Below are 13,930 nucleotides of genomic sequence, written 5' to 3'. Positions count from 1 at the left end.
CCTCTTGCGAGGCAGACGGGGATCAATCAGTTCTAGTTGTTTCTGTTCTTGATGCTTTGTGCTAGTGCACGAGCGCCATCAGAAGACAACCCGGAACTCGTGACTATTGGCGTAAAAGTACTAGCACGATTTTCCGATCCCCCAGAGGGGGTTGATGTAAAGCCATGACTTCTTAGCACGTCAATCAGCACCTTCTTTATGTGTAAGTCGGAAGCGGAGCTCCCCCGGGCGCCTCGCTCTCCAGCTGGTCCAACTGGTCCAGCTGGGCCGGGTGGGCCAATTTCACCTTGAGGGCCCGGCTGCTGCACGAAGTTGTCAACTTTCCTCAGTGCTTCGTTGGCTTTTGCGCTCGCCGCTTCTGCCATGCTTTTAGCCGCATCAATTTCGCTGGCAATAGCGCCTGTATCAGCGCCCGCCGCAGGGCTGGCATCTGCGTCTGCGGTAGCTGCATTAGCTGCTTTCTTTGCTTTTTCAGCTTTCGCGTATGACCACCCCTTATACCCCGAGGCACCGGCGGCTATCCCACCTAGAAGGAGGAGCGCGCCACCGATCGACTGATACAACGTTTGTTTTGCTTGGTTCTTCTCGAAAATAGCCATAGTCTGAAGTCCAAGGCCCGTAGCCATGGCAGCCACCCCTACAGCGCCCACGGCCATCCATACCTTCGTAGTCATCGACGCCGCCATGAGCCCAACCGTAGACGCGACTTTCATCACGCCCCCCACAAATGGGATGGCGCTAAACAGCGCGGTAGCGATACCAACGCCTAACTGAATCCACGCCCCGGTTTTACTGGGACCTTTCCTCTTCCTGAACCCGATCGCCGGTCCGTCCGAAGGTGCCCTGTAGCTCGCGTGGCCGCTGGGATCGCGCCAGTTCACCGGGTCGCCAAGGCAGTATTGATAGGGGTTGATACCCGCGATCTCGGGTGGCATCGAGTCCGGGCTGTGGAAGCGCATCAGTTGCGGGTTATAGGCGCGGTAACCTCGCCCCAGCAGGTACCAGCCCAAGGCGCGTTCACGCGCCTCGCCGTTGAAGGCCAACAAGCCATGCAGTGCGTTGTCAGGGTCTTCTTTGCCGTTGTCGCCATAAGCGCTGTAACGGGCTTCGCACACCGTGTCCTTTGTGCTCTCACCCAGCACGCTGTTGCTCATATTGGTCAGTAGCAGGCGACTACCATCGCTGTCGTTGCTCGATTGCAAGCCCAGTGGGCGGCTGCCCTCATACAAGTACTCGGTCCGTACATCGTTGTCGATTGTGGTGTGCAAACGGTCGTTTTGATAGCGGCGCAGCACCTCTGCACCATTGCCGTCGCGCACGCCTACAAGGTGATCGTGGCCGTCGTAGCGGTAACTGAACAGCGTGTCGCCACCCTCGCTCAATACTTGTGCGAGGCGGCCATGGTCGTCATAGACGAGCTGGTTGCCGGCTTCGTCGTTGAGCATGTTGCCATCATCATCGTAGCTAATCCCGCGGTCGGGCAGGTAGCCAGGGGGAGAATGCGTCACCTGCATCAACTGGAAGCCTTCACAGCGATACGTGGCGGTATGCTTAGGGGTATCGGGGAACCAGGTTTCGCATTTCACCAGGTTATCCAGATCATCGTAAGTGAACACTTGCTCTTCGATCGGGTCCCCTTTGGCGTTGCGGGGGAACGCGTCCTGCTTACCCTCGCACCAATACGACTCAAGCCGTTTGCGTGGATCGTAGTCGAAAAATTCCGTGAGCTGCAGTTCACCCTCGTGGTACAGCGTGCGGCTATGGAGCAGGCCATCGTTACGCCAGATTTGGCTAACACGGTGTTCAGTCGTTTTGAGCTGATCATTGTAGCGGCTCAGAATGCGGTCGATCTCCTGGCCATGGCTATCGTAGACCTGCTCGCAGTCGACACGATGCAAGGTTTTCAGGTCTTGGGTTTTGGTCAGTTTCAGCCGCCCATCATCGTTGTACTCGAAGTCTGAGCGCAGGTTGCCCTGGGTGGTCCAGCTAAGGCGGCCGATGTCATCGTAACCGTGTTCAGTCGTGATGTTATCACTGCTCTCGCGCAGTAACTGTCGGCCCTGCAGCGAGGTGGTATGCGTGCAAACATACTGCTTGGCAGCCTGCGCGTCGTCCCAGGTCTCCTGTCGCAGATAGCCTTGGTCGGTGTAGTCATAGGTACGCGTGCCATGGTCGTTGACGGCACGGTTGATGGCAGGGGAATGACGTCCGTATTCATAAGCGGTCGGCTTGTTCTGCCCTACCGTGATGGAAGTGGGTTGCAGGGAACGGGTGGGGTCGTAGGTGAAGTTGAATTCTCGCTTGCTTTGAGTGATACGTTTGCTGGCCAGTTGCTGCTCGCTGTCGTTGCCAGCCTTGTCTTTGTACTCGTAGTGTTCCGTGCGTTTACCGTCACTGAAGCTCAGCATGCGCTCTTGCCCATCGAACGTACGCGCATAGGCCAACACGCCCGCAGCCAGCGTTCGTTTACCTTTGCGTTTCTCGTGCACATACACCGTTTCGACCAGTTCATTGCGGCTGTGCGGCGCAAATGTTCTGCTCATCGCAGTGCCGTCTGGTCGTTCGGTGTACGTCATGCGGCCGTACTCATCGTACTGGTATTTGCTGACCGTCAGTGTTTCGTTGTTGCCTTCCGGGTCTCGAATCCGCTGCTCTTCACGGGTGCTCTGGCCTACGCCATCGTAAAAGAAGTTCTGACGCCCGACTTGTTTGCGGTTGGCATCAAATCGCTCTATCTGCCACGGTTTGTCCTTTAAATTGCTTTGGGTCAGGGTGAAATGCTGGCGCAGCTCCGGCTGGTTGGGGTTGGTAACCCAGCTGGCGACCATGTCGCCCTGGGCGCCAAACGGGGAAAAGGCAGTGTGGTGTCGGGTGCCGTCAGCATTCAGGGTTTCGCAAAGCTCGCCCCAGGCGTCATAGCTGTAGTGGGTATCGATGGCCAGCATGCCGCCCTTGAGGCGAGGATGGTAGTCATAGGTAGTATCGCGGATCAACTGCCCCAACGTGTCATGCATTGCCTCGTAAACCAGCTGGGGCTGCTCTGCATTTTCGGTTTGGCGTGTCTGCCTGACGGTGCGGTTGAGACCATCGTAAAAGGTATGGGTGACCACGTTGGAGGGGTCGGTTACCGTCATCCCGGCCTGCTGGCCCTCGGCGGCCACCAAGCGATAGCTATACGAGCGAACGGACGCATTCGGGCTACCCGCAGCGAGGGTTTGTTTGATCACCCGTTGCAGCGCGTCATACTCGTACTCGATGGCTACACCGTGGACATCTTGCTCCATCAGCGTTTGGCCTGTCAGGCTGGAAACCGAGCGTACAAAGCTTTTTTGCACGCCTCTGCAGGTTACGGTTTCTTTGATTTCAAGCGGTGCCTCACGTTTTTTCGTGGTCGCGCCCGGGTAGCTCCAGCGTGTGGAAACTTTTTCCTCGCTGGCCAGCAAGCCTTTGGCCTGGGGGTTGTACAGGATTTTTTCTTCAGTGATTTGACGGCCGTGCAGCGCCGGTTGGTCTGGCGCATGGTGGTAACCCAGCGTGGTCCGCTCCAGCAGTTGCTCGTCGTCCCCCAGGCCGCTGCACTCAGTGATGCTCTCTTCAACCAGGTATTGGCTCGGTGCACTGACAAGACGGCTGTCTTCGGTCAGCCTGTCGAACAGCTGATAGCGCAGATACGTGGTCATTATCGGTGCGCCACTTTCGACCGGCACTGGCGCGGGGACGGTGGCGGGCATGTCCTCGGGCGGGACCCAGGAGGGTGGCTGGGTCCCCGATGGGTACACCGTGCGCTGGGCGAGGCTGCGCTTGAAGCCAAGCGGGTCTGCAGGGCAGCCATCCTGCCCCCCGGCCTCGTAGTATTCGCTGACGGTAAAAACGCCGTCAGGCTGTAGCTCCAGGGTCTGATTGCCGTGGTCATCGTACAGAGTTGTGGTGACTTCCTGGCGCAGCTGAGTGGGATCGTCCTTTAGCTTCCAGCGCTCGACCACGAACTTAGGCGCCTGGTAGTACCGAGGCTGCAGGGCGAACTCGAGGTTCGGGTTTTCGTGGTATGAGGTCTCGGTCTCACGGATGTGCCAGTCGTCCTTCGGCTCTGCGGCTGTGCCATCCAGCGGCGCTACTGGCTGAGCGACCCGGCCGAACTCCTCGGTAATCTCTTTGGTCATCAGATGGTAGCGGTTGTAAATGCGAGTGACCTTTCGAACCAGCTCACCACCTACTTCATGTCGTTGCGAGGAGCTGTAGGTATAAGCCCCTGGTAGCTTGAAGAGTGTATCTTCCCCCTCCGTCCAAGGCATGTTGCTATTTCCGCCCATGAAATTTTCTGCGGAGTAGCTGTAATGGGTCACCATTTCAGGCTGTTCGAAACCCGGGTTCACCACATGTTTTTCGACCCTGGGCAGCCTGGTCAGGGGGCTACCTTCGGGCATTAGGTGGCCTGCATTGTCATAGCTAAGGTGTTCGAAGCTGCCGCTAGGCGTGTGTATGGTCTCCAAGCACTGCATGTTCTGGGTAGAGGCATCTTTGAGATAGCCGAAACGCCATTTCGCACCGCCGTCATCGGGTAGCAAGACCTCGCTGACGTCGCGTGCTTTGAGTGAGACCACATAGGTGCTGGCGTTATCGTCCGGATACAAATGGATGCTGTAGCGGTCGACGCTCTGGTATTCCACCCATAACAGGCGCTTGCCCGTTGCATCGTGAACTTCGCTTAGGCACCGGTAATTTCTGTTTGCAGGTATGGCCTCGTAGGTGAGTTCGACCCAGTGCCCAGCCGAGGAATAGATTCGATGCGGCAGCGCAATTTGCTTGCCATTTTCAGAGTAGGTGCGCAGGTGTTCAATCATGCCCGAGCGATGAACGACGCGGTAGTTGGATTCGTCGTCTTTGTAGAACTCGAAACTCACCAGTTTCTGCTCATCAATAATAGCAGGTTTGGATGTGACGTCGGTCACACGATAGCTGTCACCGCTGATGAGCGACAAGGCCCGACGACTGACATCATAGCGGCTGAGGTTGATGCTCCAGCCTGATCCATAGCCGTGGTCTTCATCTTGCAACGGGCTGAAGTTCAGTGTAACGGGGAAATTAGGGCCGATCAGGTTGTTGGCGACTATTTTGGGCAGTTCGATGCCCAATGTGTACTGGCCGGTACGCGGATCAACTTCGCCTTGCATGAAACCGAGAAAGTTGAACGCATTGGAGTGTGCGGATGAGGTAGCGATCATGGTAGTTTAGCCTGGTTAAGGGATTAACGAGCGGGCAAGCGCAGCTTGGCGCATTGATACCGGGTTATGTTTTTTTCGTCACCGCGATGGGCACGGCCTACCAGCACCTCGTTTGGAGCGCATGTAAACTCCCCGTTATGAGTATCCCAATGACCATTTCCCTTCGAGCCATCCTCGGTATGGCCGGGGGACCATGGACCTGGCAGCACACTTATCCGATTACTTTCGGATTCAACGCCCTCATAAAGCTTTGCACATCGGTAGTCAGTACGCCCGTTCTCATCGCCGTGGTCTGCACCGGTATCGTCGGTATCGCCGTATTTTTGATAGGCGTGGCCGCGGCCAACCATGACTTCATCGACAGGGCAGCTGAAGTAGCGGTACTCCGTGTTATCCCAACCAACCCCGTCAGCCTCATTACAGTCCTGGTATCTGCCCTTGTCGCTGTTGTAACGGCCGGTCAGGGGAATACCGCATTCGCGAAACATAGGTGACCACGGCGTTTTCTCAATGACTACCTTTCTGTCGAACTCAGTACACAGGTGCCTGGTGTCGCCTTGTTCATCACCATAGTGAAAGCGCCCGGCCATGACCCCTACGTTGCACTCCTTCTTCGGGGCATGGTCCTCGTCACCTTCCCTCCATTTGTCCGTCCATGTTTGGTTTCCAGTACTTAAGTACTCTCCAAATTTCGTATCCTTGTTGCTGGAAGTTGTGACGCGCACGCAGGATAGCGTGTGGGTCATTTCCTGGGCGGAGCCCGACTGGGCCATGTCCACCAATTGTATGCCTTTGGTGACTTTTCCCTCTGCCTGGTTGCTAAGGAATCCTTTCTTGTTCAGTGCGCTGATACTTTGTTCCGCAAGTATCGAACCGGCGGCTCCCGTTTTTAGCTTGATCCAGAAGTTCTTGTTCGTGCTAGGATCAAGTTTCGGCTCGTAATCGTTACCCAGCATAGTGTCGCAAAAGTAATCGTCCGTCAGCAGCACTTGCGTGGCAGGCGGCATGTTCTCCATTGAGATACTTTCAACCCGCAATTGAAAGCATGCCGATGCTGGGTTGGTGAGCATGTAATCAACTGTTCGGCCAGTGCCACCAGGCAGAACCTCAATAACACAGTGGGCGTTACTGTCGTTTTCAGGGTCTGAAACGTCCCCTGTTTTTCCATACAACGTGATGGTCCCCGGGACGGTGCTGTTGGGCGTGGTGGCGTGTACCAAGTTGCTGTTCACGGTGCTGACCGTGGCAAGGGCTAGCACCATGAGGCTTCGTATGAGCAGGGGTTTTGCGGGTGGGTTGAATAACATACATATGTCTCCTGACGGGGGGCTTGCTATCGAAGTAATAAGCCTGAACTGCGGGTGGCGCCGTGGTCGCTCGGCCACGTGTCGAGTGCTACGAATCTGGAGAGTAAAAGCACGCGCTCATTCGCGCACCTGATAGAAATACCAGGTACCTGCTGCTCGCTGCCCCCCGGGGTATCAGCCGCTACCTGTTATTTCTGCTAGTAGGCAGGTGTTGAATCACGGGGTAAAAAGACTTCAAACCTGTGGAGTTCAACTGCATGAACCTGAAAAATCAGAGAGATGGCGGGCGTGCCGCCACCGGCACCCAAATGATCAATCCACCGTTGCCGTTTATTCCGACATTGACGGACAGGCGTGAAATCGATGTGGATGCGTTGGAGGGGGATCTTGATACTTATGTCAATTATCCCGGAATCCATGATGGCGATACCATCACCGTGATATGGCGAGGCACTGATGGGCAGGGCCAGCCGTTCGACGACACCAAGTCGGCCACGCCGGTCTTTAATCCTGATCCGGTTCTGGGCCAACGGGTGAATATCGAAAAAGACACACTTCTGTGGGCCAGGGGTGGGGCGGCGTTTTATTCCTATCAGGTGCGTGATTGGGAGGGTAACCCGCAACCTGAGTCGCTGCGGCTGCACTGTTTGGTGGGTTTAGTCGAAAGACCCGAATGGGATGAGCAACTGCCGGTGGTGCAAGTGCTCGAATCCCATGATCGTGTCATTGACTACAGTGCGCTGGGGTCGGGTGTCACCGTGATCATCCCCTACTACCAGGCTTTGCAAATAGGTGATGTGGTCAAGGTGGTGCTCAATGGCGAGGACGATAGCGGCACGCCAGTTGAGAAGGAGTTCAACGTTTCACCTAAGGAAGGTGGTGCAGCGGCTGTGCTGAGCGGCCCGATCTCCAGGAGCCAGTTGCGTGATTTTAAAGGCCGTAGCATCGACCTTCACTACACCATCATATTGAAGGGCAGCAAAATCGCGCTGCGCTCGCCGACTCAAACGTTCGAAGTACTAGAGGTCGCTGCCACCGAACCCTACCTGCCGCCCATGGAGATCGTAGGTTTCTCGGGCGATGTGCTGGACCCGGAGGCCTTCAAGACCGGGCTTGTGATAAAGGCTAAGTGCCCCGCGCGGGCCAAAGCCGGTGACGTAGTGCTGTGCCACTGGCTAGGCGACACGGTGGATAACCGCCACGTCATGGTGCAGCGTCTGGATGCCAGCAGCCAGCCGAATGGCGTCATGCAGTTCGGCGTGAGCCCCGCGTCACTGGACGTCAGTGTTGGCGATGACGTTGACGTGTTTTTCCAGATTGCGCGCCAGGGCTGGGCGATAAATTCGCAGCCGTTGTCGTTCAAGGTCGAGCGCGTGCGCGGGCACCTTTTGCCACCGAACGTAACCCCTACCACAGCGGAGAACGACGGGGCTGTAGGGTCCGCCATCCAGTTCGACAAGGGGGCCAAGGTAGAGGTCCCTAGCAGTGGGGTAAGGGAAGGGGACCGCATCAAAGTGAACTGGCAAGGCAATGCCTACGCCGGCAACGTGACGGTCGAAGAGCCTGATGACCCGTTAGCCCCGTTGTTCTTCACGATACCCCCCGACTACATCGCGGCCAACATGGAGCAGAACAAGGCGAGTTCGCTCAAGCGCTTTCCGGTGACCTACACCCTCGTCACCAATGAGGGCGAACTCACTTCGGATGCGTTGCGGTTAAGAATCCAGCCAGTGCCGCCAGGTGGATACCATCCGGCGTTCTGTGATGATGCGGAAGCAAACGGCGAGCTCTCAAAAAAGACATTGGTGACAGACCCTTACATTGTGCTGCCTGTCTGGCCATTCATGGCGGTGGGTAACACAGTGACCCTAAAGGTCACCGGCATGCTGGCGACGGGTGTTAGTTACGAAAAAACCATACGTGACGCCGTGAAAGTTGAAGTTGATGACGTCAACCAACAGATGGTGGTAGCGACGGTTCCTTTGGCTGACGTGAAAAACTTAAGGAGCAGCACTGAGCTGCACTTGTGGGCAACGATCAGTTTCGATGACGGCGAATCATTCCACGTAGTGCCGAATGGCAGGGTAATGATCATAGATTGACCCCGCTTCTGTGTATCCAACAGGCATAGAAAGATCTTTTGTCAACGGAGAATGGTTAAATGAGCAAGCAATCGCTGGACGATTTTTTAAAAGAAATGGCAAAGCAATCTCAAACGCTTAGATGGGATGTGATCGCCGCATTCGATCGTGACAAGACCAACTATCTATTGCTGCAGGACTATATCTCTCGCTTCAATACTGCGTCGATTATTCCGCCTTACGATAGTTTTTTGGGGACGGGAGGGACTGTGCATCATTTGCGCGATGTACAATTCGACTCGCCGCGCCTGTGGTTTGATGGGGCCGTTCTTAGCGATGGACGAGCCCGCTGCGTGATGCGAACTGTCGGGGGCTTTGTGTACGAGACCTTAACTACGCAAGGGACGCAGCGCGCCGAGATTAAACGTTTAGGCTTTATTGATGGCCTTGTCGGGCCGATCATGACGATGACTATTTTTTTAGTGAATGCGCCGGGACATGTGACCAGTAAGGGTTCGGTGGAGCTTGACCTGGCAGGCAATGGGGCCACGAGTTTTCTTTTCACCGGCGTCGATACCCGACTCGAATCGGGAAAACTGGGCGAACACCTTCATAAATGGCTTGAAACACTGCAAGATCCCCAGAAAAAATTCACGTTGGGTGAGTTGCGCCCGAACCCCGAGGACGCTTTACAACCTGGGGATTTTCGAGTTTTGACGCGGCCGGCGCGCGGTGCGGCTGTACGTGGCGCCGATAATTTTGGCGATGGTGAGGTGCTGGTGCTCATTGGTTTGGATGAAAGATCTGGTGATATCCCCTCTGGGAAAGACAGCTTGCCCTATTTTTTGCCGGAGGGTTATTCGAGTAATTTGGTTATTAGCTTTGAGCAGGTCGTCAGCCGTATGCTGCTCAAGACGATCGAAGGTTTAAAAATGTTCGAGACGCTCGAATATCAAGGTGTCGTCGCAGGAAATTTCATGCGGTACCAGGCTACGGGAGGGGGGGTTAATAGTGGTGATGCATTACCCATAGTTATGCCTGGGGCGAAGCCGGGCGCGGGTGTAGAGGGTGTTGAAATTCCCTTTGCCAGTAGCAACCCATGGTCTTTCTCGTTGGTCAGTGGGGCGATGGAGATAAAGTGGACCGGCCGTGTCGAGACGCGGGGACTTGCGGCCGAAACAATTTTTACCGCGGGCGGGTGGGTAGAGCATGAGTATGAAGCTACCGTTCTGATTGACTGGGACTTAAAGTGCAGGTTCACTCCAGTGCTAGCTAAAGATCAGGCCGGACGCTCTGTGATCCGGATTCAAACTGACATTGAAAAAAAATTCTCAACTGAGGCCCAAGGCGGAACGGGGCACGATAATCTGAAACCGGTTTTGGACGATTTTCTCGCAAATTATAATATGCCTGTCATGGAGCTGGAACAACTAGCTACGGAACTCGATAACGTTTCACTTTCCATTGACGCGTTTCGTCTCAATGGCCTTCTGTTCGCAGACGAATCGGTGGTGGTGCCTCGCGTCATTCGTCAACCCGGTGACTTGACGGCATTGGGCGACTTGGGCCCGAAGCTGACAACCAACCGACTGTCTAACAATGAACCCGTCGTGGTGGCCAATGGCACCTTTACCTTCGAGGTGATCCCTCCCTTGGAGGGCGTGCAATGGTCCGTGGCCGCGCTGGAGGGTGACCCGACAGGTGAAGAATACGTGGGGGCAATCGAGAACGGTATCTATCGAGCCCCAACGGCGGCCAGTTTCAACTTCGCTTACCGGCGAGTGATTGTAACGGCCAGCAAAGGCGACTGGTCCGCCAAGGCCATGGTCCATGTGGTTGCCTCTTCGGTTTCGGTATTCCCTATGGTCAACACGGTCAACCTGACCCTGGAAGGCGACCCAAATGCAGGGTATGTGGTCTGGGCCGGTAGCGCCAACAAGCAGGCACTTGATTGGACTATCTCCGGCAATGCCGGAGGTAGGTTGGAGTTGGATGAAAATGCCGACGTTCAGGATGCACGAGTCTATTATCCCCCAACAGAGTTCCCGGATGATGGCGCGAATGAGCTGGACCAATCGATTCGCATCGACAGGATAGAAGTCAAACAGGGCGACGGTCCACCAACCCTATGCGAAATGTTTCTTCCAAAACTGGCCACACCCAATTGCTTCTTCAAATACACCGAAGAGGAGGATGGAATACAATTTTCCTTTTGGGCGACAAAAAACGACGGCACTGATATGGAACTGTCGCCTGTCAATTGGTACAAGCTGAGTGGTAAGGGCGACTTGAGCCCGTCTGGAAAGTACACCCCACCGGCTGCCGGAGGGGAGCATTATATTGCCGTGGCTGCATTTTATGACGGCGGCTTCATCACATTGTGGAACTTCGTCATTATTCCACTCCCCCTCGCTACATTACTGAGCTTGCAGGAGTGTGAGCTATGAATCCGTTCTCTACATCGGCGCTATTACAGCGATTAAGTGAGGAAGATCGGTTCTTCGGTTGGGGCGCCGTGATGGCGCTCAGCCGCAAGGCGTTGAATACTTCGCTGCAGGACCACTACTTGCAGTCGTTGGGCAAACTGACTTATCTCGAGCCTTTTGATGATGCCTTCTCGATCAATGAAGGCAATGAGCAGATAATCGAGATCGAGGGATTGGTCCTGGGCGCAGCACACGTATCGTTCGAGGGCGCTGTGTCGACAGACCGGCTCGTCACCGTACGCATGAACCTGTTGGCTGGCGATTTCCGCTACCGGTTTCAGCTGGCCGGCCAACCGCCTCGTTTGCATCGCAGCTTCACTATTCGCGAAACACAGGGCTTCTACCTGGAGGCGCAGTGCAAATTCGAACTGCGGTTAGACCCGATCAGCATGAAGCAAGAGATCGTGATCGACATCGCCCAGGCCAGTCGTTATGGCTGCAACCTTGGTTTTGACAACTACGAACGCACCCAAATTGGCAAACGCCTGGGCCAGTGGTTGGTTCAACAGAACGAAGAGCGCAGGGTCTTGAGAATGGGCTCGTTCAACTTGCGCAACTATGAGCCGTTGGACCTGCGCAAGGGGGCCTTGATAACCCTTCCCGCGCCATGGGCGGCAACCCCAGGCTTTGAGGGTGATGGTGCACTGGTAGTGTTCATGCAAAAAGGGGTGGATTTCAAGGGGGGTAATATGCCGTCGCAACCCTACCCTTATCCGTTGCCCAATGAAGCCAGCACCGACGTCATGCTGCTTACGCCACCCATTATGCAGGAACTCAAGCTGGGCGAGCCAGCCGATGTAGTGCGCTGGTTAGCGCTGGGCAATGACCGTCGAGTGGCCTTGAGTGAAACCCACCTGCTGGCTGATGCCTCGGTAAGTTTCGGGTCGCTGGCACGTGGCGCGCTCAGTCGTGAAGTGCAGCCTGCCATCTCCACGCTGGGGGCTGCTCACAAACAGTCGTTCGCTTTGTCAGGCGGCAGCGGGGGGGTTGAATGGCAGGCGCGCAATTTATTCCGACCGCGGGCGACGGGCACGATGAATGACGGTCTTTATCAAGCGACCGCCCGGGAAAACTTCGCCAGGCCGACACAGATGATCCTGGTGACGGGTCATGCCTTGGACGATGACGAATCCTTGGTTGCATCCGCACTCGTGGTGGAAACCGACAAGCCCCTGACCATTGCCCCACAGACCGTCAACTGGTCAAACGGTGACGGGCCAATCGAGTTCGTCGTGAGCGGTGGTGCGGCCGTAGACTGGTCGCTCGAAGGCGAAGAACTGGGTAAGTTGGATAAAAACGGGAACAAGGCGACATTCACATACACGGCACAACACACATCGGGTATTCAGCGTCAGCGAATACGCGTGACGTACGACAACGAAGGTATCCAGTCGTCCGCCGAGGCGTCTGTGGTCATCGTCCACACGCCCGCTGCCGTGTACGTTGAGCCCTTTCATGTGCCCCGCGAGAACGCGCAAGCACCGATTCAGTTCTCTTTCTTGAACTGGCGCGAGGCATTGGTGGCCGCGGGTAAGACACCACCAGCCACCCTGCAGGAAGCTGACATTGAATGGACAGTAGTCGGCGAGGGTGAGATCACACCTGACGGGCTGTACACCCCACCGCTCAAGCCGGAGTCTTCAGCAAGCGTGGTGATGGTGGACTTGATGGGCTTGGCTTTCGGGTACGCCATTGTCGAACATGGCGAAGATGGCATGGGTACTGGCACACGGTCGTCAATCGCATCAGGCTGGGCGACGCTATCGAGCTTCACGCTCAAGACATTATCGGCGCCTAGGTGCTTCGCCAACGGCATGCAGCAAATTCAGGTGGAAGTTAGCATTATCACCACTCAGGGGGACTCGATTGTTGATCCGATCGGCGAAGACGATATGGCAACGTTCGGTTTTTATGTTGAAGGAGGCGGTCTGTTAGATGTCGTGGATGTTGGTATCGAGCCAGGGGCAGGCAAGCCAGAAACCTGGGTGATGCGCCGTACAAAAAACGGCAAGTTGATAACGCAGCCGGGCGTTGTTGAGGGGGGGGCACCTGCGGAACAACAAGGCGAGTTGATCAGGCACTTCTGGCTACAGACCACTGCTACGCAGGAGGTGACGATATACGCCATGTTCAAGAAAGCGGGGCTAGGGGGGCTGTGGCAACCCTCGCAAGAAATAAGCCCACAAGATGGCGAGGTGAAGGTAACCGGCATCATGCGGCCGGGTGTTGCCATTACAGATTTTGACTGGTCCAAGGAACCTATTCGGGTCGAGCAATTAGGCGAGGACGTTGGGAATGATACGTTCAGCTATAAGACCCTAACGATAGACTACTGGTATTTGAAACATATCATGAGGGAGCTGAAGATCATCCCCTTCGTGGAGATGAGGGTCGAGAATGATGATAACCTGTCGGTGATGCGCTGGGAGACCGAGGAATACGAGGACGAGCTGTGCAGTTACAGCGGCTACGTGTTTGGAAACTCGAAGGAAGAGATGATTTATGATCCCCAGCTGGTTGTCATGTCAGCACATCGGGGTGTGCCACTAAAGGCATTGCACCTGAATCATGCTCCCCCTGATAATACCTTGATGATCAGCCTGACGCGGATAATAAACTTCCCTTATCGGCACCAACTGAAGGATAACGCTGACGCCTTGTACGATTTCGAGGAAGAAGTGCGGCCTACCCTGTTACGTCCGTTCAAGTTCAGTCTGCTCGATCAGGAAGGCAACCGCCATTATCTGAGAGTGATGTATCGCGGGGTGGATCGCAACCAGTTCATGCTTGATCTGCAGTAGCCGCTAGCTGGAGCCGCATAGCTGAAGCCACGG

The 13,930-nt window shown here is 55.6% G+C and carries 5 protein-coding genes; 3 read left to right on the top strand and 2 right to left on the bottom strand.

The window, feature by feature from the left end:
• Window positions 1-32: 32 nt before the first annotated feature.
• Together DMX11_RS11035 and DMX11_RS11030 are read right to left on the bottom strand one after the other, a co-directional pair.
• On the bottom strand, window positions 33-5,222 hold the full coding sequence (locus DMX11_RS11035) for an RHS repeat domain-containing protein (RefSeq protein ID WP_110744564.1): 5,190 nt from the start codon (window positions 5,220-5,222) through the stop codon (window positions 33-35).
• A gap of 23 nt (window positions 5,223-5,245) precedes the next feature.
• Window positions 5,246-6,454: a hypothetical protein gene (locus DMX11_RS11030; protein WP_146230352.1), complete on the bottom strand. Its 1,209-nt coding sequence runs from the start codon at window positions 6,452-6,454 to the stop codon at window positions 5,246-5,248.
• Between the two features lie 332 nt (window positions 6,455-6,786).
• On the opposite strand from DMX11_RS11030, the gene DMX11_RS11025 reads away from it, so the two are divergent.
• Genes DMX11_RS11025 through DMX11_RS11015 form a run of 3 tightly spaced genes read left to right on the top strand, consistent with a single transcriptional unit; the run spans window position 6,787 to window position 13,897 of the window.
• Window positions 6,787-8,631 carry a hypothetical protein gene (locus DMX11_RS11025; protein WP_110744562.1) on the top strand — a complete coding sequence of 615 codons (1,845 nt, stop codon included), beginning with the start codon at window positions 6,787-6,789 and terminating at the stop codon, window positions 8,629-8,631.
• A gap of 59 nt (window positions 8,632-8,690) precedes the next feature.
• Window positions 8,691-11,057 carry a hypothetical protein gene (locus DMX11_RS11020; RefSeq protein ID WP_110744561.1) on the top strand — a complete coding sequence of 789 codons (2,367 nt, stop codon included), beginning with the start codon at window positions 8,691-8,693 and terminating at the stop codon, window positions 11,055-11,057.
• Window positions 11,054-13,897 carry a hypothetical protein gene (locus DMX11_RS11015; protein ID WP_110744560.1) on the top strand — a complete coding sequence of 948 codons (2,844 nt, stop codon included), beginning with the start codon at window positions 11,054-11,056 and terminating at the stop codon, window positions 13,895-13,897. Before DMX11_RS11020 ends, DMX11_RS11015 begins: the two co-directional genes overlap by 4 nt.
• The last annotated feature ends 33 nt before the right edge of the window (window positions 13,898-13,930 follow it).

It is taken from the genome of Pseudomonas sp. LB-090624 (genome assembly GCF_003205205.1).
GTDB lineage: Bacteria > Pseudomonadota > Gammaproteobacteria > Pseudomonadales > Pseudomonadaceae > Aquipseudomonas.
This window is presented reverse-complemented; position numbering and strand designations above follow the sequence as displayed.

Coding starts and splice junctions, on each gene's coding strand:
- DMX11_RS11035 (WP_110744564.1), bottom strand. CDS start 5,222: ATGATCGCTACCTCATCCGCACACTCCAATGCGTTCAACTTTCTCGGT.
- DMX11_RS11025 (WP_110744562.1), top strand. CDS start 6,787: ATGAACCTGAAAAATCAGAGAGATGGCGGGCGTGCCGCCACCGGCACC.
- DMX11_RS11020 (WP_110744561.1), top strand. CDS start 8,691: ATGAGCAAGCAATCGCTGGACGATTTTTTAAAAGAAATGGCAAAGCAA.
- DMX11_RS11015 (WP_110744560.1), top strand. CDS start 11,054: ATGAATCCGTTCTCTACATCGGCGCTATTACAGCGATTAAGTGAGGAA.